Here is a 24324-nt window from a genome sequence, read left to right on the forward strand (position 1 = left end):
AGACGCCATGCCCCCCACCGAAGCGGTTTCCACCGAGGTGGTGCCGTTCGACCGCAAGGCGATCGTCGGCGCGGCCCTGCTGGCCGGCGCCGCCAACGTGATCATGCAGCTGGCCCGGCCCGGGGTCGGGTACGGAGTGATCGAGAGCCCCGTGGAGAGCGGGCAGCTGCACCGCCACCCGATCAAGCGGGCCCGGACGACGTTCAGCTACCTCGCCGTCGCCACCATGGGCACCCCCAAGGAGAAGGCCGCTTACCGCAGGGCGGTGAACAAGTCGCACGCGCAGGTCCGCTCGCGCCCCGACAGCCCGGTGCAATACAGCGCCTTCGACCGCGAGCTGCAGCTGTGGGTCGCGGCCTGCCTGTACCGGGGGCTGGAGGACACCTACCGCGCGTTCATCGGCCCCCTCGACCCGGTCGAGCAGGACCGGCTCTACCGGGCGTCCGCGCCCCTCGGCACCACCCTGCAGGTGCGGCCGGAGGACTGGCCGCGCGACCGCGCCGCCTTCGAGGAGTACTGGCAGCGGGAGGTGAAGAACATCTCCATCGACGAGCCGGTGCGCCGCTATCTGCGCGACCTGGCCGACCTGAAGTTCCTGCCCGCTCCGGTCAGCCTGCTGTTCGGGCCGTTCAACCGGTTCGTCACCACGGGCTTCCTGCCGCCGGAGTTCCGCGCGCAGATGCGGCTGCCGTGGAGCGAGCGGGACCAGCGGCGGTTCGACCGGCTGATCGCCGCGCTGCGGGCCGTCATCCGCATCCAGCCGCCGGTGGTGCGGCGGTTCCCGTTCGACCTGCTGATTTGGGACGTGCGCCGACGCATCCGCACCGGCCGTCCACTGGTCTGACGACACCGACCGGTCCGCCGGCGGCCACCGGTCCGCAGACATCGACGACGATCCACCAGGAGTGACGCATGACCATCACCGGCGAAACGAGCAGCAGCGAGTCGAACGCGACCGAATCGAACGTCACCGAGTTGAAGAGCACCCGGGCGAGGGCACGCGTGAAGGCACCGGAGCCGACCCCGTTCAAGCCCGGCTCGATCCTGTGGGACACCGTCGGGCTGCACACGTCGGTGCTCGCGGCCAACAGCGCGTTCGTCCTGCAGGTGATGCACCCGTCGATCGGCACCGTGGTCGACCAGCGGTCGCGGTTCCGCGTCGACCCGGTGGGGCGGGCGGCGCGCAGCTTCGCCTCGGTGCAGACCTGGATCTACGGCGGCGAGGAGGCGATCGCGGAGGGGCTGCGGCTGCGCGAGATGCACAAGCCGCTGAGCGCCGTGGACGAGGAGGGGCGCACCCATCACGCGCTGTCCGCCGACCCCTGGGCCTGGGTGCACCTGACCGGCTACTACGCCTCGGTGACCGCCGTGCGCTACTTCGCCCCCGCCCCGTTCACGCCCGAGGAGGAGCAGCAGCTCTTCGACGAGTTCATGCACCTCGGCCGCATCCTGCGGGTCCCCGAGCGCATGCTGCCCAAGTCGATCCCGGACTACTGGGCCTACTTCGCCGACATGGTGGAGAACACCCTGGTCCCGCACCGGGTGGCGCACGACGTGCTGGACATGCTGGAGCGGGTGCCGCCGGGGACGCCGACCCTGCTGCGGCCGCTCGCGGCGGCGGCCGGCCTCACCGGCGGCCGGCTCATCCGCTTCATCACCGTCGGCACGCTGCCCCCGGCGGCGCGCGACAAGCTCGGGCTGCCGTGGACCCCGGCCGACGACCGGCGCCTGCGCGCCGTCTGCCGGACCATCGCCATCACCACCGCGCGGCTGCCCGAGCGCCTGCGCTACATGCCGATCGCCTACCGGGCGCGGGAGGCCGCCCGCGCGCGGCAGCGCCTCGACCGGGCCCTCGCCAACCGCCCGCTCTAGCCTGTTATTGGCGAACCGCCAATAACTGGTGTAGAACCGTCAACAAGGGTCCTCCCCGCGCAGTACCGGACGGACCTGCCGCACGTTCGAGCAGTGAACGCCCTGGACTCCCGGTGTTGGCCGCACCAGCGACCCGTACCCCCGCGGCCAATGCCGGGCCCCGCGTCATTCGGGCGGCGGCCCGGCAGGCGACTCGGCGGACGTCTCGGCGGCCTTCTCGGCGGGCGGTGCCGGCTCGGTCCGCACCAGTGCGGGGAAGACGTCCTCGATGAGGTGGAGCAGGACCTGCCGCAGCAGCAGACGCACCTGGTCGCGGGACAGGCGGCCCGACTTGAGCCATTCGCGGGTGGTGGCCTCGGCCATGGCCGAGTAGCCGCGGAACGCCGCCCGGATCTCCGGATGCTCCCGCGACAGCCGGGTGAGGCCGACCACCTCGGTCATGTGGTCGACGGCGCGGTCGCGGGCCTCCTCCAGGATGCGGTCCAGGTCCGCGTCGCCGCCCGAGGCGGTCATGTCCAGGGCGGTGATCCAGGTCTCGCGGTTGCGCTGCAGCAGCTCCAGCCATCCGTCGATGCTCTGGTCGATGCGCTCGGCGACGCTGACGCCCGGCTCGAACGGCGGGACCGGGATCGGCGGCACGCTCATCATCTGGCTCACCGCCGCCAGGTACAGCTCGCGCTTGGTGCCGAAGTAGTGGTTCAGCAGCCCGCGGCTGACCCCCGCCGCGGCGGCGATCTCGGTGTTGGACACGGTGGTGTACGGGCGCCGGCTGAACAGCTCGCGCGCGCAGGCGAGGATCTGGTCGCGCCGCTCGTCCGGCTCCTTGCGGACACGACGCGGCGCCGCCCCGTCCCCCCGCTGCACACTCATCGCGTCCTCGCCATCGTCACCCCGTGCCCGCGCTCCGACGATACCGGCGCCGGTACCCGCGCGGTCACGGGCGGCCACCGGCGCGACCGGCCCCCGCCGGGCGCGCTCACCTGCCGGAAGAGGACGCGGAGGGGGTCGGCAGCGGGGTGTCGCCGCCCTGCTTCTTGGCACCGTCGTCGCCGGTCATGGTCTCGTCGGCGGCGCCGATCGAGGTGACCTCGGTGACCCGCCAGCGCTCGCCGGTGCGGGTCAGCCGCATGTCCAGGTAGGAGCCCAGCACCCGCCGGGTGCCGGCGGTGCTGTGCACCTCCGAGTCCATGACCACGATCGCCCGGGCCGTCGATCCCTCGATGTCGCCGAGATAGACGGTGCGGACGGTCGCGGTCGCGTCGGCCTTGAGCCGGGTGATGACGCTCTCCAGCCCGCCGGTGAACGCGGCGTCGTAGGTCTTGGCGAAGTCGTCGGACGCCATCGACAGCACGCGGTTCCTGGCCGCCTGCAGGTTGCGGTGGTCGTAGCTGAGCAGCGCCTGCCCGAACTCGCCGGCCCGGGCGCGCACGGCCCGCCGCTCGGCCTCCCGCTGCGCGGCCTGGTCGGCTTGGTACCACTGCAGCCCGGCGGTGACGACGGAGGCGGCCAGTGCGACCAGGACGGCCGCCTTGGCCAGCGCCGCCCCCGACGGCCGGCGCGAACGTGCCGAGGATGCGCGCGCCTCGTCCCCGTCCTGCTCCGCGCCCGCGGAGCCCTTCTTCTGGTCCTCGGACACCTTGGTCTCAGCGTCTTCCGCCGCCTTCGTGTCCTGGGGCCCGGCGGCCTTCGCCTCCGACGCCCCGGTCTTGTCCTCCGCGTCGGGTCTGTCCTCCGGGGCGGCCTTCACCTCGGTGTCGGCCTTCGCCTCTTCACCCTTCGCCTCTTGCCCCTTGGGCCCTTCGCCCTCGGGCTCCTCGCGCTCGGGCTCCTCGCGCTCGGGCTCTTCGCGCCCGGGTTCCCCGGCGTCCGGTTCCGCGGTCCGCGGGCGCTGTTCCTCGGTCGTGACCTCGGCTGGCACGGCTACCTCCAAGAGGGTCATCTGCGGATGCGGACACGGGCACGTACGAACCGGGCGGCGACGGCCAGCAGCACGACCACGCCGATCACCGGTGGCAGCAGCGGAAGCCACCGCGAGGACGCCGGCTGCTCGCCGACGGAGCTCACCGGCTTCGCCGACAGGGTCGGTTCAGGGGTCGGCGAGGACGTCCCCGCCGCGCGGGCGGAACCGGTGGCCTTCTCCGCCGAACCGGCGGCGCCCTTTTTCTTCGAGCCGCTGGTCTTCCCGGTCGTCCGGCACAGGGGCACGTCGGGCGCGTCCGGGCGCGAGACGGGGCGGTTGTACTCGGCGCCCGCCTCGGACCCGCTGAGGGTGATCACGGGTGTGACGCGCACATAGGTGCCGGACGCGTCCCGGGCCGTGACGTCGCCGACCAGGGCCTGCAGGGTGGGGACCATCGTCAGCACGTGCCGGATCCCGGCCGAGTTGGCGGAGGTGAGCAGCGGCGCGGTCGGCGTGGCGGCGGCCGTGAGCAGGCAGTCCAGTCCGGGCCGCGACCGCTGGAGCAGCCGGTTCACCTCGGCCAGCGCCCCGGGCCCCCTGGCCAGGATGGTGTCGAGGTCCTCGCGGCTCCGCCGCACCGAGGCGGTGAGCGCCGCCAGGTCGGCGGTCCCCGAGGCGAGCCGGCCGCGGTGGTCCGCCAGCGTGGCGGTGAGCCGGGTGAGCTCGGCCGACAGCGCGTCCAGCGTCTCGGCGTCGGCGGCGAGGGTCCGGGTGAGCTGGTAGGTGTCGCCGATGAGGTCGTGGATGGAGCCGCCGCGGCCCTGCAGGCCGGTGGCCGTCTCGTGCACCAGCGTGCGGGCGTCGCGCGGGTCGACCGACCGCAGCGTGGCGCTGAGCCCGGCGAACAGCTCCTGGTAGTCGACGGTCCCGGCGGTGCGCGACAGCGGGATGCGGTCGCCGTCCTTCAGCACGCCGGCGCCGGACCGGGACGGCTGGGTCAGCTCGATGTACGGCTCGCCGATCGCCGACTTGCGCTGCACCCGGGCGCCGACGTCCGCGGGGATGCGGGTGCCGCGGTTCAGGTCGAACCGCACCTCCACGCGGCCCTGCCGCAGCCGGACGTCGCCGACCCGGCCGACCCGCACGCCCAGGTGCGTGATCTCCAGGTCGGAGGTCAGCCCCGGAGAGGCGGCGAAGTCCGCGGTGACGTGGTACGGCCGTTCGAGGGCGTCGATGTGGATGATGCTGCGCACCGCCCACACCGACAGCAGCACGCCGAGCAGGGCGAAGAAGACCAGGTTGACGAGGATGCGGGGTTCTCTCATGGGCGCGGCCCCATCAGCTCGGTGAACGGCCGGTGCTCGGCCGCCTGCTGGGCGGTCCCGGGCTGCGGCAGGAAGCCCTTGAGCCAGATGAACAGCAGGGCCTGGCCGCTGTAGGAGACCGACGGTCCGCGCAGGAAGGCCAGCACGGCGTTCGCCAGCGTCTTGAGGTCCTCGCCGCCGCGGACGGCCGCGGCCAGCAGTTCGTCGGCGCGGCGCAGCAGGACGGCCAGGCGTTCGGCGTGGCGGGCCTGGACCTTGGCGTTGACCGACCGGGCGAGCTCGGTCAGCTGCTGGATGGCCCGTTTGAGCTGGGCCCGGTCGGCCTGCAGCCGCTCGGTGGCGAGCGCGACGCTGCCGGGCAGCCGGTCGATCTGCTCCTGGCCCTGGCGCAGCGATCCGCCGATGCGGGCGAGGCCGTCCAGGGCGCGGCCGAGGTCGCGGCTTGCGGCGGCATAGCTGTCGGAGACCTCGGCGGTCTTCTTGATGAGGGTGTTGAGCCGGCGGCCCTTGCCGTCGAGGGCCGTCGCGGACTCGTTGGTGATCGTGGACAGGTCCTGGCCGCCCAGCGCGGCCAGCAGGGGGCCGAGCCGCCGGCTGATCTGCTCCAGGTCGGGCTGGACGGACGTCTGCGCGATCTCCGCGCCACCGGCCAGGAACGGCCCGGTGCGCATGTCGCGGCCGGGGGGCAGGTCCAGGCGCACGTAGTTCTCGCCCAGCAGCGACGTCCGGGCGATGGTCGCGGTGGTGCCGACCGGGATGCGCCGGTCGCCGCGCAGCGACATCGTCACCTTGCTGCGGTATCCGGCCAGGCGGATGCCGGTGACGGTGCCGACGCGGATGTCGGCGACCTGGACGCTGTGCCCGACGACCAGGCTCTGCACGTCGTCGAACGTGGCGGTGAGGGTCATGTCGCCGCGCGGCGCGCCGATCGTCTGCAGGGAGCAGCCGCCCGTGCCCACCGCCAGGACGACCGCCAGGGGCGCGGCGAGGACGGCGGCGGGGAGGGGACGTCTCGCGCGGGGCCTCGCCGCCCGCCGGTGCTGCGGTGTGCGGGCGCTCACGGCTTGTCCTTTCCGGGCGGGTCGGTGCAGTCGGCCAGATCGGTGTTCCCCCGCAGGCAGGGGACGGTGCCCCAGCCCATCGCGGTGAACAGCGGCTGCAGCCAGGCGCGCAGGGTGCCGTGGACGAGCAGGCGGACGGTGACGACGTGGTTCTGGCGGTCCCACGCCTGGACGGCCACGTCGGCGAACTGCCCGAGGGCGTCGATCGCCTGCTCCAGCGACCCGGCGTTGGCCTTGAGCGTCATCACGATGTTGGACAGGTCGCTGACGGTGCCGGGCAGGGTCTCCTGGTAGGCGGTGACCAGGACCTCGCTCTTGCGGATGGCGGCGGCGAGCCCCTCGACGAACTCGTTCAGGCGGGTGCGTTCCCGGGCCAGCTCGCGGCTGGTCGTGGAGAACGAGTCGATGAGCTCGCCGAGGCGGCGGTCGCGGCGGTTGAGGTCGGCCGCCAACGTCCGCAGCCCCTCCGCGAGCTTGACCAGCCGCTTGTCGTGGGCGGCCAGGTTGTGGGCGAGGGACGCGGTGCCGCGCAACGCGTCGTTGATCTCGTCGCCGTGGCCCTCCAGGCCGTCGGCGCCGCGCTCCACCGCCGTGCCGAGCCGCTCGGGGTCGATCGACCGGTTCAGCTTGGCGAACGCGGCGAGCGCGTCGTCGATCTCCACCGGCAGCTCGGTGCGCTCCTTCGGGATGACCATGCCGGGCGGGGCCTTGGCCTGGCCCGGCGTCCACGCCGGCTCCAGCCGGACGTACCGCTCGCCGAGCGCGTTGGCCGAGGCGATGACGGCCTTGGCGTCCCGGCGCACCGGCACCGACTCGTCGATGGCCAGGTCGACGCGCACCCGGTCGCCCTCGTCGCGGATGGCGGTGACGGTGCCGGCGTCGGCGCCCATGACCTTGACCCGGGACTTCTCGTACAGCGAGGTGGTCCTGGCGAAGTAGACGGTGATGCGGTAGGTGCCGTCGCCGGCGCCGATCACCGCGCAGCCGCCCGCGCTCGCGGTGAGGGCCAGCGCGCACGCGGTCGCGAGGAGTCGTCTCATCGTCCTCCTTCCCGGGTGGCCGACAGCCGCGCCAGTTCGGCCAGGTCCTTGGGGGACAGCGGGCCGAGCCCGGTGGCCACGACGTCCAGCCAGGGCCCCCGGCCGCCGACGGCCGACAGCCCGCCGAGCGTCGGGCCCGCCCAGGCGAGCAGCTCGTTGAACTCGTCGGTCGTGGGGCGCAGGCTGCCCAGGGTGCGGTTCAGGTCGTCGATGACGGAGATCAGCCGGCGCTGCTGCTGGTCGATCAGCCGGGTCAGCGCGGTGACGGTCCGGCCCCCCGACCCCAGGAACGCCGACAGCTCGTCGCGGCGGCGCCTCAGCTCGTCGAGCATGATCCGCACGTTGGTGAGCAGCTGGGACAGCTGCCGGTCCTTGGTCCGGGCGAGGTCGAGCACGCGCTCGCCGTTGGTGAGCAGCCTGTCGATCTGCGGGTCGGACTCCTCGACGGTCGCGGCCAGTTCGGCGAGGTCGGTGAGGGCGCGGCCGAGCCGGTCCCGGTCGCGGTCGCTCAACTCGCCCAGCTCGCCCAGGATCCGGTCGATGGACCGGGTGTCGAGCCGGGTGACGGTCTCGGTGGTGGAGTTGAGCACGTCGTTGACGGTGGTGGGCGTGCCGGTGCGCTCGAGGGGGATGCGGCGGCGCTCGGGGGGCAGGTCGGCCAGGTACGGGGTGGTGACCGGGCCGGACAGCCGCAGGTAGCGGCCGCCCAGGACGTTGGCGACCTCGACCTCGGCGCGGGTGGCCGGCCCCAGGCGCACCTCGGCGTCCACCTTCCAGGTGACCAGCACGCGGCCCCGCGCGAAGTCCGGGTCGACCGAGGTCACCTCGCCCACGCGGATGCCCGCGACCCGCACCTCGTCCCCGGAGCGCAGCCCGCCGGTGTCGGCGAACACGCCGGTCACGGTGTAGCGGTTCTGCAGCAGGCCCCGGGTGCCGACCAGGTAGACGCCGACGACGAGGCTGAGCAGCGTCCCCATCGAGACCAGCCCGACGGTGACCCGGTTGCGGTCGCGGAACGATTTCAGTGCCATTCAGTCGCCTCCGACCAGCAGACGACGCAGCGCATCGGACGAGTCGAGGGCGACCACGCCGCCGTTCCCCGAGGTGGCGACCCCGCCGGAGGCGCGCGGCTTGCCACCGCCGCTCTTGCCGCTGGAGCCGGTTTCGCGGGGGCCCGGCAGGCGGGTCGGATACGGGCAGGGCGGGGCGGCCAGACTGACGCAGGGCGCGGCGACCTCCATGTACTGCCCGTTGTCGACGGCGGAGAAGATGTGCTGGAGCTTGGGCGAGGTCGTTTTCAGGACCTGCGCCAGCATGTCGCTGTTGCGCCGCACGCCGGAGGTGAACTGCGCCAGCCGCGAGATGACGGAGGCCAGTTCGCGGCTGTTGCCCGCCAGCACCTTGTCGGAGGTGTTCGCCAGGGCCGCCAGCTCCACCAGGGCCTGGTCGATGAGCCGCCGGTTGTCGGCGAACGCGTCGCTCAGCTCGACCAGGTCGTCCACGGCGGTGGCGATCTGCCGGTCGCGGCGGGCGATGATCTCGGTGACGGTCGCGTAGTCGGCCAGCATCTGCTTCAGGGAGGCGCGGCGGGCCGCGATGGTGGACGACAGCTCCTCGACGTTCACCACCAGCCGGTCCAGCTCGCCGGCGTTGCCGTCCAGCGCCTGCGCCAGCGCCACCAGCACCCGGTTGACCTGGGCGGGATCGACGCTCCTGGTCAGCGGGGCCAGCTGCTCGATCAGGGCGTTCGCGTCGACCACCGACCGGGTCCGGGTGATGTGCGCGCCGGGCTTCATCTTCGCCCGGCTGGTGCCGGGGATGAGGTAGACGACGCGGCGTCCCACGGCGTCGCGCCAGCGGATGGCGGCCTCGCTGTCGGCGGGGAGGGTGACGGATCGGTTCACGGTCAGGCGGACCCGGGCCCGGCCGTCGACGACGCGCAGTTCGTCGACCCGGCCCACCGGGGTGCCCGCGATCTTCACCTCGTCGCCGCGCTCCAGGCCGCTGGCGTCGTCGAAGGTGGCGGTCAGCGACCAGCCGTCCTCAAGGCTCACCCGGGCGATCTGCGCGCCGATGTACACCGTGAGCAGGCCGGTGGCGGCCACGAACGCCACCAGGCGCACCAGCGCCCCGATGCGGGCGCGGCTCTGCGTCGACAGGGCGGCCGGTCGGCGGCGCGCCTGCGCCAGGGCACCCGCCGGCCGTCCCGCCTGCTCCGTCGGCCGCTCCGCCGGTCCGGTCATGTCAGCGACCTCCCGTCGAGCCGCACAGGCCGATGATCAGACGGCACGGGTCGGTGGGCAGCAGGCCCTGGACGCGCAGGTGGTTCTTGCCCTGCGTGCCGGGCAGGGAGGACAGCTCCCCGTACAGGGGCAGCAGCTTGTTGCCGGTGCGGACCGCGTTCCCGGCCAGGCCGAGCTGGGCGTACACGACGGCGGCCGCGCGCTCCCCGGACCGGAAGCCCTCGCCGAGCTGGCCGCCGCGCTTGTCGAAGCCGTGCGACACCAGCGCGGAGATCTCCGCGAGCCGGTCGGCGAACGAGCCGAGCCGGTCGCGTCCCCCCGCGGCCGTCGTGGAGATGAGGGAGTTGGCGTCGCCGGCGACGGAGACGGCGTCGTCGGCCGTGCCCGCGCGCGCCAGCGTCTCGGTCAGGTCGGCGGCGTCGCCCAGGAACCGGCGGGCCTCGCCGCGGCGCCGGTGGGCGACGTCGGTGAGGGTGTCGGTCTGGTCGATGGTGGCGCGCAGCCGCCCGCCCTGCCCGGCCAGGCCCTGGGCGAGGGTGCGCACGATCGTGCCCACCTCGGTCGCGTCGACCGCGTGCAGCGTCGCGTCCGCCTGGGCCAGCAGGTCGGACAGGTCCTGGGCCGCGGAGGTGCGGGTGATCACCGCGCCGGAGGCCAGGAACGGTCCGGTGGTCTCCCCCGACCCCGGCACCAGGTTCACGAACTTGGGGCCGAACGCCGAGGCGGGCTCGACGGACGCCGTCACCGAGGTCGGCACGCGCACCCCGGGGTCCAGCCGCAGGGTCAGGCGGGCGCGGCCGGCCGGGGTGAGCTCGGCGCGTTCGACCGTTCCGACGGTCACGCCGCGGATCTTGACCGGGGCGTCGTCGCCCAGGCCCTGCCCGGCGCGGCCGAACTCGGCCGTCAGCCGGATCCCCTCCGCGCGCAGCGGCCGGGCGATCAGCAGGTACCCGCCGAGCGCCAGGACGGCCACGGTGACCAGGGAGATGAGCAGCGCGCGGCGCAGCGGGATCTCGTCGTTCATCCGGTCAGCCTCACGGTCGCTCCGGCGCCCCAGAACACGTAGGACAGCAGCAGGTTCAGGGTGACGATCACGATGATGGACAGCCGGATCGCGCGGCCCGCGGCGCGGCCGACCCCGGCGGGCCCGCCGGTGGCGTAGTAGCCGTAGTAGCAGTGGATGGCGATCACCGCGAAGGCGAACACCGCGACCTTGATCGAGCTGTACACCAGGTCGATGGTCGGCAGGTACAGCCGGAAGTAGTGGTCGTAGACACCGGGCGCCAGGTCGAAGAACTCGGTGCTGATCAACCGGGTGGCGAAGAAGCTGGCGAACAGCGCGATCAGGTAGAGCGGCACCAGGGCGATCAGCGCCGCCACCACCCGGGTGCACACCAGGTAGGTGAACGAGCCGATGCCCATGACCTCCAGCGCGTCGATCTCCTCGGAGATCCGCATCGCGCCCAGCTCGGCGGTGAACGCCGAGCCGCACTGGGCGGCCAGCGCGGTCGCCGCGATCACGGGGGTGATCTCCCGGACGTTGGCGAACGACCCGACCAGCCCCATGAACGACTCGGCGCCGATGGACCGCAGCCCGGTGTAGCCCTGCAGCCCCACCTCGGTGCCGACGAAGAACGCCATCGTGAAGATCACGAAGATCATGCCGCCGCCGACCACGGTGGCCCCGGCGCCCACCACGACGTCGCTGACGTGCCGCGCGACGGTCCGCCCGTACCGGCGGTGCCAGACCAGGTCGCGCAGCGAGTACAGCAGCACCCGGTAGACGAACACCGGCCACCGGGCCAGGTCGCCGCCGCGCCGCGCGGCCGACGCGGCGACCGCCGCCGTCCGGCCGGCGACGCGTGTGGGAAGGAACGGGCCGGCCATCAGATCCGGGGCGGGAACGCGACGAAGTACACCGTCGTGATCACGTAGTTGAGGGCGAACACCAGCATGAAGGCGACCACGATCGCCCGGTTCACCGCCTGCCCCACCCCCACCGGGCTGGACGCGCAGTTCATGCCCATGTAGCAGGCGACCATGGCGGCGATCAGTCCGAACAGCCACGACTTCAGCAGCGTGACGACCAGGTCGGACAGCTGCAGCAGGGACACCGCGCCGTCGAAGTAGGCGCCGGGCGTCACGTCCTGCAGCAGCACGTTGAACACGAACCCGCCGGCCGCTCCCGAGACGATGACCAGGGAGGCCAGCAGCGTGGAGACCAGGCTCGCCGCCCAGAGCCGGGGGGTGACCAGCCGGTGGATCGGGTTGACCGCCATCACCTCCATGGCGGCCAGCTCGTCGCGGATGTGGCGGGCGCCCATGTCGGCGGTCATCGCCGAACCGCCCGCCCCGGCGATGATGAGGGCCGCTCCGATCGGCGCGACCTCGCGCACCAGGCCGACGATCACCGCGCCGCCCGTCGCCGACTGCGCGCCCAGCTGCGCCGCGAGCTGGCCGACCTGCAGGGCGACCGTGGCGCCGAGCGGCAGCGACACCAGGATCACCGGCACGCTGGTGACCCGGGCGAGGAACAGCGACTGCTCGACGAACTCCCAGAACCAGGCCCGCACGTCCCAGGTGCGGCGCAGGCCCTCCAGGGCGACCACGAACAGTTCCCCGGTCTCACCGAGCAGGCCGTGGACCCGCGCCGGTACCCGAACCGTCGCCATGGCCGTCACCTCCTCCCCGGACACGCCGCGGGACACACCGTCCAGCCGCCGCGACGGCGGCGGCCCGGATGTGGGCACGGCCACATTAGCGACTTGTTGACGGTTCGCCAATAGTTGCTGACGGCACGCCAACCGTGCGGTCCCGGCGCGGTGACGGGCCGGTTCCGGCGTCCGGGCAGGTCGCCGGGCAGGTCCCCAGGCGGGTCCCCGGGCAGCTCGTCGGGCAGCTCGCCGGGCAGCTCGTCGGCCAGGTCGCCAGGGAGACGGACGGCCGGGCGGATCGGCGGTGTGCGGCGGTCCGGCTCAGTCGGGCGGCCGGACGAGCGCCGCCACGGTCTGCTCCAGCCGCCTCATCTGGGCCGTGTCCCCGACCAGGGAGCGGACGACGGCCAGGAACTCCTCCAGGCCGTCCGGGAACTCCAGGCAGGTCCGCACCATGGAATGCACGTCCAGGTTCGGCTGCGGCCGCCGCGCGATGCGTATGGCGATTTCCTGGCGCAGCGATCCGACGATCTGGTCCCGGCCGTCGGGCGAGGCCAGCAGCGGTATTTCCAGCAGCCGGTCGACGATCTCGAAGACGGGCGGCAGCGCCGGGCGGCCCATTCCGGATTCCGCGCGTCCCGGCTCCGGTTCGGGCGCCGTTTTCGCCGGCTCGGTCCCCCGCTCGCTCGGGGCCAGCTCGGCGGCGTTCTCGGCCGGCCGCCCGCCCGCCGGTTCGCGAATGCACAGCCAGCCGTCGGCGGCGGTCTCCTTCAACCGGATATCGATCCGGCGGAACTCGGCCGGGTCGATCGCGCCGAGCCCCTCTGCGATCACCTCGCGGTGGAATTCGTCCGACGCCAGAATCGCCAGGTCGGCGGCGCTCTCGGCGAATGCCGCCTTGAACGACGGGGCGTCCAGCAGCCGCGCGGCGTGGTTCACCGTGACGCCGACCATGCCGTTGCCGTCCATCGTCAGCGGGCCGACGTGCAGGGCAACGCGCAGCCGCATCCGCGCCTGCTCCACCGACATCTCGTTGTGTCTGCGCAGCTCGGCCCGCAGGTGATCGGGCAGGGGGTGGACCAGGCGCGCCGGGTCCGCCGACGGCGGCAGGATGATGATCGCGCCGTCTCCGCGGTCCTCCCGGTAGCACTCGTCGTAGGGCAGGCCGGAGGCGCCGAAGCAGCGCGCCAGCGCCTCGTACATGACCCCGCGGAGCCTGAGCTGAACGGCGTCGGACCGCTTGCCGAATCCGACGATGTCGCAGGCGAAGACCGTGCAATGCCCGGAGGGCAGCCATTCTTTCCGGGCTTCCCCGAGATGATCGACGCCGTCGCGCATCGCTTCGAACTCCTTGGCGCGGTGATACCCCCACTGTGCACGCGCCGCGACGCTCCCGGCAAGCTTTCCGTGATCATTTCGGCGGCCGCCGTCGTCTGCACACCGGACCGCGTCCTACCCTTGACGCATCGGGGGACCGTATGGGACCTGGCCGAAGATTCAACTGTGTCCTGAGACGCAGACCGACGTTCCGAACGGTGCTTAACTTGATCGGAGCGAGGTGACCTCTGCCCGAATGCCGGGGAGAAACGCATGGTGGAGGACGAGGGCAGGTTGTCGGCCCTGCCGCAGCGGGCGGTCGAGAGCCTGCACAACAGGTCCGCCGAGACGGGGAAGGTCGAGCAGTCCACCGCCGAGATCGTCGACCTGCTCGCCGACGTGCCGGCGCTCCGCGAGGCGACGGGGCGCGCGGTCCTGGCGCACTACATCAGCGAGGCGTCCGGCCTCCCGCTGATGCTGCCGGAGGTGCCGAACCCGAAGTTCCACCTCTACCACCTCGTGCTGGCCTGCCGGGAGATCCCCGACGGGATGCGCCTGCTGGTCGGCGGGGTGGAGTTCGTGGCCGGGCAGACGACGGCGGTGACGCGGCTGCGCAGGCTGGTCAGCCCGGTCCGCGACCATCTGGAACCGGTGATGGAGACCCAGCTGGAGGACCTGCTGGCGGGGCTGCGCGTGCCGTCGCTGGCCCGGCTGTACCACGCGGCGACCGGCGGCGACATCACGCACGTCCCGTTCCGCTTCACCGACGCCTGGGACGCGTTCACCGCCCTGCTGGACCACAACGCCGCGCCGGACCGGCCGTCCCCCCACCTGATCTTCGTCGCCATGCTGCTGCGCACGATGCAGGCCCGCGAGGCCGCCGACGCCGCCGCCCCCGAGGACGCCTGGCGGCTCAAGCGGCTGCGCGACTGGCTGGCGACGCAGACCGAGCAGCTGCGGCGGGACGGGGCGACCGCGCAGGCCGACTACCTCGACCGCGTGCGGGACCGCATGCCGGCCCTGGAGGCGCGCCCGGACAAGCCGATCTACCTCATCATCCAGCTCGAACCGATCCACGACCTGGTCGACGGCCATGTGATGTGCCGCGTGTCGCACTGGCGCCAGGTGCATCCGCTGGAGTGGCGCCCCGAGCCCGGCGACGACCGGGTGGTGCCGCTGGACGAGGTGCCCCGGCACGTCGGCGAGCTGATCCGCGAGGCCGAGGAGGGCTGGGCCTACCAGCTGGACGACTCGCTGGTGCTGGAGTTCGTCCTGCCGATGGACATGCTCAACCTGGACCTGGAGGAGTGGACGCGCGACCTGCCCGACGCGCCGCATCCGGCGCCGCTGGGCACCGAGTACGAGATCCTCATCCGCAGCCAGGAGCGGCTGCGCACGCTGCACATGCACCGCGCGTGGCGGCAGCGCTGGCAGGTGCTGATCGACGGGGTCGAGTGCGTGACGTACTGGGCGACCGCCGAGGACCCCGCCCATCTGCGCCGGATGGGCCACCGGCTGCTGGGCAGCCGCGAGATCGTCGCGTGCGTGCTGAGCGGCCCGCCCGACCGCGAGCCGGGGCGCAGCGAGCTGTGGATGGCGCTGCGGGCGGGCATCCCGGTCGTGCTCTGGCACCGGACGCAGGAGCCGCCCGCCGAGATCCGGCGGGAGGTGCGCCGCATCGTCGAGCGGCGCGACCTGCGCGGCCTGCCCGCCGAGATCAAGCGGCTGCGCGCGACCATGCCGGTGGCCGACGACCGTAACCGTCGTGCGGACACGCAGGTCGCGCTGCTTTGGGACGACCCGCACCACTTTTTGGACGAAGCGGACACTCTTCGCGCCCCAGGATGATGGTCTCGCAAGACGTGCACTTATCTCGCAACGGGACACAAACGGCTTCTGCCTGCGTGCGCCGCTATCCGGCGCGCGGGAGAGCAGATCCTCACCGCCGGAAATCTTGCCAACCACTCTCGAAACGGGGATCCTCAACGATAGAGTCGGGTCGCCGCACCAGGGCTTTGTGCAATTCGCGCCATAATTCCGACGGGACCAGCGGGCCGCATCAGGAGGGCGTTGCCGATGGCGGACGAGCTGTCCATGCCCCCTTCCTCCGGCAACGGGACCGGTTCGTCCGGTGCACCGGACCAACCGCCGTCGGCCGACCGTCCGGCATGGTGGATCTACCGGGGCACGGGTCGCCCCCTCGCCGAAGGAGAGCTCGCCGCCGCCCTGCCTCCGCCGCCCCCGTGGCGCGCCTTCGACGGGGGTCCGCCGCTGCCCCCGCCGCCCGACGACGAGCGCGACTTCGTGCGCAGGCTCGGGCCGGTGGCAGGCGACCGGCCCCGGTACGCCGACCGCGAAGAGATCGACATCGTCAACACCGCCCTGCTGCTGCGCCGTCCCCTGCTCATCACCGGCGAGCCCGGGGTGGGCAAGTCCACCCTCGCCTACCGCGTCGCCCGCGAGCTCGGGCTCGGCAGGGTGCTGCGGTGGCCGGTCAGCAGCCGCAGCACGCTGCGCGAAGGGCTGTACGAGTACGACGCCATCGGCCGGGCGCAGGACGCCGCCGCGGCCCGCCAGCTGGCCCGATCCGGCCGCCCCCGCCCCGACGAGGGCGACGGCGGCGGGGCCGAGCCGGTCGCCGACACCGGCCTGGGCAACTACCTGCAGCTCGGCGCGCTCGGCACCGCGCTGCTGCCGTACGAGCTGCCCCGGGTGCTGCTGATCGACGAGCTCGACAAGAGCGACATCGACCTGCCCAACGACCTGCTCGACGTCTTCGAGGAGGGCGAGTACCGAATACCGGAGCTGGTGCGCGTCGGTGCCCGCCAACCCGTGGTGACGGTGCACACCGCCGACCCCGGCGGCACCGCCGAAATCGTGCGGGGGCAGGTGCGCTGCCGCGCCTTTCCGCTCATCTTCATCACCAGCAACGGCGAACGCGACTTTCCTCCTGCTTTTCTCCGGCGCTGCCTTCTCTACACGATGAAGGAGCCGGACGAAGCGCGCCTGGCCGATATGGTCTCGGCGCATTTCAGCGACCGTTCCGACGAGCGGACCCGGCAACTGGTCCGCAGATTCCTGCAATACCGCCGCAGCCAGGGCCGGCTCGCCGCGGACCAGCTCCTCAACGCCGCCTACCTGACCAGTTCGGGACGGCACATCCCCGGCGACGAGTGGGAGCGGGTGCTGGACCTGGTCTGGCAGCGCCTGAATCCCGAGGCGGCCGCTGAGTGAACGAACCGACCACCCGAGCGCCGGCGCGTCCCAAGGCCCCCGACGCGCCGCGGCAGCGCCCTGTCTGGTTCGAGGTCTCCGACGCGATCTGGCTGGCCGGTCACATGGCCGCCGCGGCGGCCGCCTCCGACACGGCCGCCCCGCCGTCCCCGGAGCCCCCGCCGTCCGCGGCGACGCCGCCGACCGGGCGGTCCCCCGCCGGAAGCGGTGACGAACGACCCGCGAACGGCAGGGCCGGTCCCGACCCGGCGGCGGGCCGGCTCGGCGCCGGCGGCGAGGCGCGCGCCCACGCACCCCCTCCGCACGAGCACCGCCCCGCCCGGGAGCCCGCGGGCGTCCCGTCCTCGCTCAACGGCTTCACCTTCGGCTCCCCCGCGCGCCCCGCCCGACCGGGCGAGCGCACCAACGGCCGCCACGTGCGCGTGCCCCGCCCCGGCGGCCTCCCCGGCGACGACCCGTTCGCCGGGGTGCACCCGCTGCCCGACCGGCGCCGCATCGAGCAGGCGCTGCGGCCGTTCCGCAAGCCGGTGCCGTCCGTGCACGGCGACCCGGAGCTGAACGACGAGGCGACGGCCGTCCGCGCCGCCCAGGACGACCTGTGGCTGCCCGAGACGCGCCCCGCCCTGGAGCGCTGGCTCGACCTCGACGTGGTCGTCGACGACGGCCCGCTGTCCGCGCTCACCCGCCCGGTGGCCGACGCGTTCATCGACTGCGTCGGCCGGGTCGGCGCGTTCCGCACCGTCCACACCTACCTGCTCGACACCGACCGGCCCGGCCTGGCGGACCCCCTGCTGCGCCCGACGGGCCGCCCGTCCGCCGCCCGCCCGGCATCCGGGCTCATCGGACGGGGGCGGCGCGAACGCAGGCTGCTGGTCGTGCTGACCGACGGCGTCGGACGCGCCTGGCACTCGGGCACCGCGCAGCGGCTGCTGGCCGGATGGGCGCGGCAGGTCCCGCTGGTCGTGATCAACCTGCTGGCCCGCCGCCAGTGGCGGCGCACCGGACTGGTCACCCGTCCCGCCCGGCTGTACGCGTCGGCACCGGCCGCGGCCAACCGCTTCTACCGGGTGCGCTACCCGTCCGCGCCCTGGGGCGACGGGGCGCCGCCGCGGCCTCCCACGGGCCGGCCGGCGGGCGACGACCCGTGGCCGCCGACCGGCTGCGACACGGCGGCGCCCGGCCCCTCCCAGGTGCACATCCCGGTCATCGAGCTGACCCCCGGGCAGCTCGCCGGGTGGGCGCGCTTCGTGGCGGCGCCCCACGGCAGCTGGCTCGGCGCCGTGGCGGTGTGCGACACCCGCTCGGTCGGGCAGTCCCCGTCCTGGCATCCGGACGACGACGAGGACACCGCGGCGCCGCCCGCCTCCGCGTCCGAGCTCGTCCGGCGCTTCCGCGCGGCGGTGAGCCCGACCGTGTTCTCGCTGGCCGTGCATCTGGCGGCGGCGCCGCTGAACGCGCCCGTCATGCGGCTCGTCCAGCGGACCATGCTGCCGCAGTCGCGGCCGTCGGACCTGGCCGAGGTGGTCGGCAGCGGCCTGGTGCGCCGCGTCGGCACCGGCCGCGCCCCCGGCAGCGAGGCGCCGGAGGAGGTCACGCTCGACTTCGTCCCCGGGGTCCGGGACGAGCTGCTGGCCAACGGCCGCCGCTCCGACACCACGCAGGTGCTGCTCATGGTGGGACGGCATCTGGGTGATCGGGTGGCCGGGCTGCGCGACCTGATGGCCATGGTCACCGAACCGGAGCAGGCCGAACCGCCGGAAATCGGCGCCGAACTGGTGCCTTTCGCCGTTCCGACGCTGCATGTGCTGCGTGCGCTGGCGGGCCCTTATCTGCGTGCCGCCCGGGAGCTGGAGTCCCGGCTGCTCGGCTCGACCGGCGGAAACGGATCGGCTGCCGCGACACCAAATGTTGATCAACGATCGGCGACGCCTCCCTTGGACACGGGCGAAGCGGGTAGGAACGGCCCCATGCAGACGCAGATGTTGGACGCCGCCGCAGCGGATGGAGCCGTCGTCACCCGGGACGTTCCCAAGTCTCCCCCACTTGGAGTCGGAGTGACCATTCGCAATATTCCTCAGGTGACTGATCGCAAGCCTTCCGACCCGCCCCCGGTGTGGGGCAACGTCCCCCCGCAGAACATCAGTTTCACCGGACGGGAAGAACTGCTCGAGCAACTGCACGAGCGGCTTTCGCAGGGCACCACCGCCGTATTGCCGCAGGCGTTGCACGGAATGGGCGGCGTCGGCAAATCGCAGATCGCCATCGAGTACGTGTACCGCCATACCGCCGATTACGATCTGATCTGGTGGATCCGGTCCGAGCGTCCCGGGCAGATCCAGCAGGACCTCGCCGAACTGGCCGCCGCGTTGAACCTGCCGGTGAGCCAGGAGGTCAACATCGCGGTGCCGGCCGTGCGGGAGGCGCTGCGCCTGGGCCGCCCGTACCGCAATTGGCTGCTCATTTTCGACAATGCGGAGGAGCTGGAGGAGGTCCGCCAGTTCTTCCCCACCAACGGCCCCGGGAAGATCCTCGTCACGTCGCGGAACCAGGCGTGGACGAAGGTGGCCAATTCGCTTGAGGTCGATGTCTTCGCCCGCGAGGAGAGCAAGGCGCTGCTGCGTCTGCGCGGGCCGGAGATCTCCGACGAGGCGGCCGACGAACTCGCCGAGGTGCTCGGCGACCTGCCGCTGGCCATCGCGCAGGCGGCGGTCTGGCTGGCCGAGACGGGAATGCCCGTCGACGAATACCTGCATCTGTTCAAGGAGAAGCACGACAAGGCGGCCGAGCTGCTGCACGACGCGGCTCCGGCGCCCTACGAACTGCCGGTCGCCGCGGCCTGGAACGTGTCGCTGGACCGGCTGCGCAGCCGCGAACCGGCCGCGCTGCGGCTGCTGCAGGTCTGCGCGTTCTTCGCGCCCGAACCGATCTCGCTGCGGCTGCTGTCGGGCGCCCGCAACGTCGAGGGGCCGCCCGAACTGCTGGAGGCCCTGGGCGACCCGATCCGGCTGGGCCGGGCGATCCGCGCGATCAACCAGTACGCCCTTGCCAAGATCAACCACAAGCACAACACGATCCAGCTGCACCGCCTGGTGCAGCGGGTGCTGGTCAGCCAGCTCGACCCGGACGAGGCCGCGCTGCTGCGCCGGTGCGGCCACCAGCTGATGGCCAAGTTCGACCCCGAGGACCCGGTGGTGCCGACCAACTGGCAGCGGTACGCCGACCTGCTGCCCCACGTCCTCTACTCGCGCGTCGTCGAGTCCGACGACGTGTGGGCGCGCCAGCTCGTCCTCAACGAGATCGACTTCCTGTTCCAGTGGGGCGACAACAAGGGCTTCCTCGAACTGGCCCAGGACGCCGTCAGCACCTGGACCCGGACGCTCGGCCCCGATCACGACCAGACCCTCGCCGCCGAAATCAAGCTGGGCGTCGCGCTGCGCCTGCACGGCCGCTTCGAGGAGGCCTACCAGCACCATGTGCGCGTCTTCGAGACCCAGAAGCGGGCGCACGGCCCGGACGACGAGCGGACCCTGCAGGCCCGCCAGTACGTTACCGCCAACCTGCGTTACCTCGGGCAGTTCAAGCAGGCCCTGGAGCACGACCGCCAGAACTACGAGACCCTGCGGCGCCTGTACGGGCCCGAGGACCCGATGACGCTGCAGCAGGCCCACTTGTACGCCATCAGCCTCAGGCTCAACGGCGACTTCCAGGCCGCCCTCGACCTGGACCGGGAGACCTATCAGCATCTGGTGACCATCTTCGGCGAGACGCACGGCCGGGCGCTGTCGTCGCTGGCCGCGATCGCCGTGGACGAGATGGAGAGCGGCGACTACGAGACGGCGCGGGACCTGACCCGGCAGAACGTCGAGCGGCTGAAGGCCAACTTCGGCAGCGACTTCACCGGGCTCGCCGAGGCGATGACCGCCCTGTCGGTGATGGAGCGCAAGGCCGGCGCCCACCAGCGGGCGCTCGAGCTGTCGACCGAGGCGATCGAGCGCTACCGGACCCATTACGGTCCCTCCCACCCTGGGCGCATCGCCGCCTCCCTCAACCACGCGGTCAATCTGCGCCAGGTCGGCCAGCTGGAGGAGGCCATCAAGCTGGCCCGCGAAACCGGTCAGGACTTCCTGCGCACGTTCGGGCCCGACCACCCGAACACCGCGACCGCCGACGTCAACCTGGCCGTGGCGCTGCGGCTGAACGGCCAGCCCGAGGAGGCCCGCAGGCTCAACGAATCGGCCTTGGAGGTGCTGAGCCGGGTGCTGGGGCCGGACCACCCGCGCGCCATCGTGTGCGCGATCAACCTGGCCAGCGACCACTACGCCCTCGGCAACCACCGGGAGGCGCTGGAAAGGGACCGGGCGACCCTTGAGCAGGCGCAGCGGGTGCTGGGGGAATCCCATCCGACCGCGCTGGCGTGCGAATACAACCTCTCCCTCGATTTGCGGGCCGTCGGGGAGGAGCAGGAGGCCGCCGCCCGTTCCAGCCACGCGATCGACAACATGCGCAGGGTGCACGGCCCCAAACACCCGGCGACGCTGTCCGCACAGCAGGGAAAGCGCGCCGACTGCGATATCTATCCCATCCCGGTGTAACTTGCAGGCGTATCGGCACGGTGAGAATCGCAGTCCCGACCGATCCTGACCCGCAAGTGTTTCGATCTCATGCACACGGGGTAAGGTTGTTCTTTTAGCTCTTAAAAGCGCTCCCCTTACCCCGAGTGCACGACCTTCTTCCCCATGTCCAGCATCTGGACACATCGCACCATGGAGCGTATAGTAAATATGTACCGAAGTGTCTGATTTTCAGATTCTTCCTTACAGAGATCAGCGGCAGGCAGGAGCGCGTCACAGGCGGCCGATCGTCGGTGAGCCTCATTACGGACAGCGCCGTCCCCTCATCTACGAACGCCGCAATGCTCCCGAGGAGCGGAAGAGGTAATGGTCGGCCAAGGGGAGTGGAACAAAGCGTCGTGGCGCAAAAGCGTTAGATGCGGCAGCGACAACAAAGCCGGGGACTGTGTTTGCGTCGCCGTGATCGGCTCGTGGGGCGCGATTCGGGACAGCAAGAATCCGAAGCCCACAACGATCGTCATGCCCAAGTCGGCGCTGGGCAAGCTCTTCGACACGGTCAAACGCGGACGGCTGGATCTGCACTGAGTACCGGCCTGCGGCGGGCGATTGCGGGGCCGCCGCGCTGACCAGCCGGTCGGGGGCGCGCGGCGTGGCCGGATCGCGCCCCCGGGGTCGCCGCCGTCGTCAGCCCGTGAAGGCGTCGTTCTTGATCGAGCCGATGAAGCGCCGCCAGGCATCGACCGACATCGACAGGCGCGGCCCGTCCGGGTCCTTGGAGTCGCGGATCGCGCGGGCACCGTCGACGGCCGCGACCTCGACGCACACGGCGAGGTTCGGGTCACTGCTGTAGCTGCTCTTTCTCCAGACGATCGGAGAGACCCGCGATTCGGTCATTTCTCACGCTCCCGTGATCGTTGTCGCCAGGTGGTCCTTTTTCGGACCGTAAGGCGGGCGCCCACCGTCAACGTACCCGGCCGACCGCGCCGGCAAATGGACATCACCACCTCTTGGCAGCGATATTTGGCTCCCCGTCCCCACCCCATAATTCAGAATCAATAACCATTTATCCGGATATCACACCACGCTCCTTCCGCAGGTCACCGGGCCCCACGACCCCAGCACCCCGGCCCGACCTGGGCAGTGTCGTCAAGGTGGCTGTGGCCGGTCGGGCGACGTGGACCGTGTGGCCGCTCTTCGACAGGCGCATCCATCGGCGGCGCGGCGTCGTCGAACGCTGCTTCGACCGCATCGGGCGGCGGCACGGCGCCGCCACCCGCGCAACCGCAGGACCGCCAGGTCCTCCCGAGTCGCCGTCACGTCGACCGCCTTGCCGACGTGGCCGTGACACTTTGACGACACGCCCTAGCAAAGCCCCCATCACGAAAGATTTTCCCGTACGCCACAGGAAAGGGCGCACGATTACGCACCCCAATCCCGAACGTTCGGGAGATCTGTAGGCACGGAGGTCGGGTGGTATCCTGCCGGGCATGCGGATGGGCTCGTGTCTTCTCGGCTGGTGGCGCCCCTGAGGGGGCGGCACCGACTCATCCGCGTGTTCTGACCACACGGCCGCCCTGATCGGGCGGCCGTCGCGTGATCCGCGTCCGGTGGCCGGACCAGGGCGGCCCCGACCTCCACGGGAGCCATCGGACCAATGCCACGACGCCTCACCGGGTTCACCCCTTCGGGTGACCTGCACTTCGGCAACTACATCGGCGCGATCGCGCCCATCGTCTCCGCGCAGGCGGAGACGGACACGGTGGTGTTCATCTCCGACCTGCACGCGATGACGCTGGAGCACGACCCGGCCGAGGTGCGGCGGCGGACGCTGGAGTTCGCGACCCTGCTGCTGGCCGCGGGCGCCGACCCCGACCTGTGCCTGTTCCTCGTCCAGTCCCACGTGCCGCAGCACACCGAACTGCACTACCTGCTGGAGTGCGTCACGGGCTTCGGCGAGGCGCAGCGCATGATCCAGTTCAGGGAGAAGTCGCGCCGCGGCGGACACGTCCGGGTCTCGCTGCTGACCTACCCGATCCTGATGGCGGCCGACATCCTCCTCTACGACACCGACGAGGTGCCGGTCGGCGAGGACCAGAACCAGCATCTCGAACTGGCCCGCGCCTTGGCCGAGCGGTTCAACGCCCGGTACGGGCCGACCTTCACGGTCCCCAAGGCCGTCACGCCGCCGGTCGCCGCGCGCGTCATGGACCTGGCCTCGCCCGGCGAGAAGATGAGCAAGTCCGCCGCGTCCCCGGCCGGCGCGCTGCGGCTGCTGGACGAACCGCAGGTGCTGCGCCGCAAGGTGATGAGAGCGGTGACCGACGCCGGCACCGACGTGGCCTACGACCCCGAACGCAAGCCGGGCGTGTCCAACCTGCTGACGATCCTGGCCGCGTGCACCGGCGACACCCCGCAGCGGGTGGCCCAGAACTTCGACCGCTACGGCGAACTCAAAGAGGCCGTCGCCGACGCCGTCATCGCCACGCTCTCCCCCGTCCGGGAGCGCTACCTGAAACTCGCCGAGGACCCCGACTACGTGCGGACCGCGCTGCGCAAGGGTGCCGAACGGGCGCAGGAATCGGCGAGCGAGAAGATCCGCATGGCAAAGGCGGCCATCGGCCTGCTCCCGCCCTGAACACAGCGAACAGCCGACGGCACCGGGCGCGGACCGACCGCCGGTCCGCGCCCGCCACCCGACACGGCGAAAGGCGAAGCACGCAGCAAGAACGCCGGCACCACCGCTGGGCAGACCACCGCCCCATCCCCAACAGCCGCCACGCCGGGAGGTGGAGCGCACGGCACGAGCAACGGCACCACCGCGGACAGGCCGCTGACTGCGCACGACGGCCGACACGGCGGAGGGTAGGACGCGGCATGAACGACGCCCTGGGCAGTGTCGTCAACGTGGCTGTGGGATGGCCGGTCGATGCGGACCATGTGGCCGCTCTTCGACAGGCGCATCCATCGGCGGCGCGGCATCGCCGAGCGCTGCTTCGACCGCATCGGGCGGCGGCACGGCGCCGCCACCCGCGCAACCGCAGGACCGCCGAGTCCTTCCGAGCCGCCGTCACGTCGACCGCCCTGCCGACGTGGCCATGACACTTTGA

Annotated in this window: 19 protein-coding genes; 7 read left to right on the plus strand and 12 right to left on the minus strand. The window is 72.2% G+C overall.

The window, feature by feature from the left end:
• The first annotated feature begins 7 nt into the window (after window positions 1–7).
• Window positions 8–844 (plus strand): oxygenase MpaB family protein, encoded by an 837-nt coding sequence (locus ABD879_RS07985; RefSeq protein WP_345018948.1) that lies wholly within the window; start codon window positions 8–10, stop codon window positions 842–844.
• Between the two features lie 68 nt (window positions 845–912).
• A complete protein-coding gene (locus ABD879_RS07990) occupies window positions 913–1872 on the plus strand; it encodes an oxygenase MpaB family protein (RefSeq protein ID WP_345018950.1) in 960 nt (319 codons plus the stop codon).
• A gap of 165 nt (window positions 1873–2037) precedes the next feature.
• Here the strand turns inward: ABD879_RS07990 and ABD879_RS07995 are convergent, their stop codons facing one another.
• The 11 genes from ABD879_RS07995 to ABD879_RS08045 all read right to left on the minus strand — a co-directional run bounded on the left by ABD879_RS07995 (window position 2038) and on the right by ABD879_RS08045 (window position 13433).
• Entirely contained in the window at window positions 2038–2742 is a 705-nt protein-coding gene (locus ABD879_RS07995) for a TetR/AcrR family transcriptional regulator (RefSeq protein WP_345018952.1), read from the minus strand.
• A gap of 106 nt (window positions 2743–2848) precedes the next feature.
• On the minus strand, window positions 2849–3790 hold the full coding sequence (locus ABD879_RS08000; RefSeq protein ID WP_345018953.1) for a VirB8 family type IV secretion system protein: 942 nt from the start codon (window positions 3788–3790) through the stop codon (window positions 2849–2851).
• Between the two features lie 17 nt (window positions 3791–3807).
• A complete protein-coding gene (locus tag ABD879_RS08005) occupies window positions 3808–5097 on the minus strand; it encodes an MCE family protein (protein ID WP_345018955.1) in 1290 nt (429 codons plus the stop codon).
• Window positions 5094–6158, minus strand: coding sequence for an MCE family protein (locus ABD879_RS08010; protein ID WP_345018956.1), 1065 nt, complete (start codon window positions 6156–6158; stop codon window positions 5094–5096). The genes ABD879_RS08005 and ABD879_RS08010 overlap by 4 nt, the downstream gene beginning before the upstream one ends.
• Complete coding sequence (locus ABD879_RS08015; RefSeq protein WP_345018958.1) at window positions 6155–7198, minus strand: MCE family protein; 1044 nt, start codon at window positions 7196–7198, stop codon at window positions 6155–6157. Before ABD879_RS08015 ends, ABD879_RS08010 begins: the two co-directional genes overlap by 4 nt.
• Window positions 7195–8229, minus strand: coding sequence for an MlaD family protein (locus ABD879_RS08020; protein ID WP_345018959.1), 1035 nt, complete (start codon window positions 8227–8229; stop codon window positions 7195–7197). The genes ABD879_RS08015 and ABD879_RS08020 overlap by 4 nt, the downstream gene beginning before the upstream one ends.
• Window positions 8230–9441: an MCE family protein gene (locus ABD879_RS08025; protein WP_345018961.1), complete on the minus strand. Its 1212-nt coding sequence runs from the start codon at window positions 9439–9441 to the stop codon at window positions 8230–8232.
• Window position 9442: 1 nt separating this feature from the next.
• Window positions 9443–10465: an MlaD family protein gene (locus tag ABD879_RS08030; protein ID WP_345018963.1), complete on the minus strand. Its 1023-nt coding sequence runs from the start codon at window positions 10463–10465 to the stop codon at window positions 9443–9445.
• Window positions 10462–11328, minus strand: coding sequence for an ABC transporter permease (locus ABD879_RS08035; RefSeq protein ID WP_345018964.1), 867 nt, complete (start codon window positions 11326–11328; stop codon window positions 10462–10464). Before ABD879_RS08035 ends, ABD879_RS08030 begins: the two co-directional genes overlap by 4 nt.
• Complete coding sequence (locus ABD879_RS08040; RefSeq protein WP_345018965.1) at window positions 11328–12113, minus strand: MlaE family ABC transporter permease; 786 nt, start codon at window positions 12111–12113, stop codon at window positions 11328–11330. Before ABD879_RS08040 ends, ABD879_RS08035 begins: the two co-directional genes overlap by 1 nt.
• A gap of 303 nt (window positions 12114–12416) precedes the next feature.
• A complete protein-coding gene (locus tag ABD879_RS08045; RefSeq protein WP_345018967.1) occupies window positions 12417–13433 on the minus strand; it encodes an effector-associated domain 2-containing protein in 1017 nt (338 codons plus the stop codon).
• Between the two features lie 252 nt (window positions 13434–13685).
• On the opposite strand from ABD879_RS08045, the gene ABD879_RS08050 reads away from it, so the two are divergent.
• The 4 genes from ABD879_RS08050 (at window position 13686) to ABD879_RS08065 (ending at window position 21802) form a co-directional block, all read left to right on the plus strand.
• On the plus strand, window positions 13686–15260 hold the full coding sequence (locus ABD879_RS08050; protein ID WP_345018969.1) for a VMAP-C domain-containing protein: 1575 nt from the start codon (window positions 13686–13688) through the stop codon (window positions 15258–15260).
• Between the two features lie 228 nt (window positions 15261–15488).
• A complete protein-coding gene (locus tag ABD879_RS08055) occupies window positions 15489–16646 on the plus strand; it encodes an AAA family ATPase (RefSeq protein WP_345018971.1) in 1158 nt (385 codons plus the stop codon).
• Window positions 16643–21238 carry an FxSxx-COOH system tetratricopeptide repeat protein gene (gene fxsT, locus ABD879_RS08060; RefSeq protein WP_345018972.1) on the plus strand — a complete coding sequence of 1532 codons (4596 nt, stop codon included), beginning with the start codon at window positions 16643–16645 and terminating at the stop codon, window positions 21236–21238. Before ABD879_RS08055 ends, fxsT begins: the two co-directional genes overlap by 4 nt.
• Before the next feature lie 345 nt (window positions 21239–21583).
• A complete protein-coding gene (locus ABD879_RS08065) occupies window positions 21584–21802 on the plus strand; it encodes a DUF397 domain-containing protein (protein WP_345018974.1) in 219 nt (72 codons plus the stop codon).
• Window positions 21803–21901: 99 nt separating this feature from the next.
• On the opposite strand, the gene ABD879_RS08070 is transcribed toward ABD879_RS08065, so the two are convergent.
• On the minus strand, window positions 21902–22111 hold the full coding sequence (locus ABD879_RS08070) for a DUF397 domain-containing protein (protein WP_345018975.1): 210 nt from the start codon (window positions 22109–22111) through the stop codon (window positions 21902–21904).
• Between the two features lie 760 nt (window positions 22112–22871).
• Here ABD879_RS08070 and trpS point away from each other — a divergent pair.
• Window positions 22872–23852, plus strand: a complete 981-nt coding sequence (gene trpS, locus ABD879_RS08075; RefSeq protein WP_345018977.1) for a tryptophan--tRNA ligase — start codon at window positions 22872–22874, stop codon at window positions 23850–23852.
• Window positions 23853–24324: the final 472 nt, after the last annotated feature.

Origin of the sequence: Actinomadura keratinilytica, assembly GCF_039539665.1 — a bacterium.
Classification (GTDB): Bacteria; Actinomycetota; Actinomycetes; order Streptosporangiales; family Streptosporangiaceae; genus Spirillospora; species Spirillospora keratinilytica.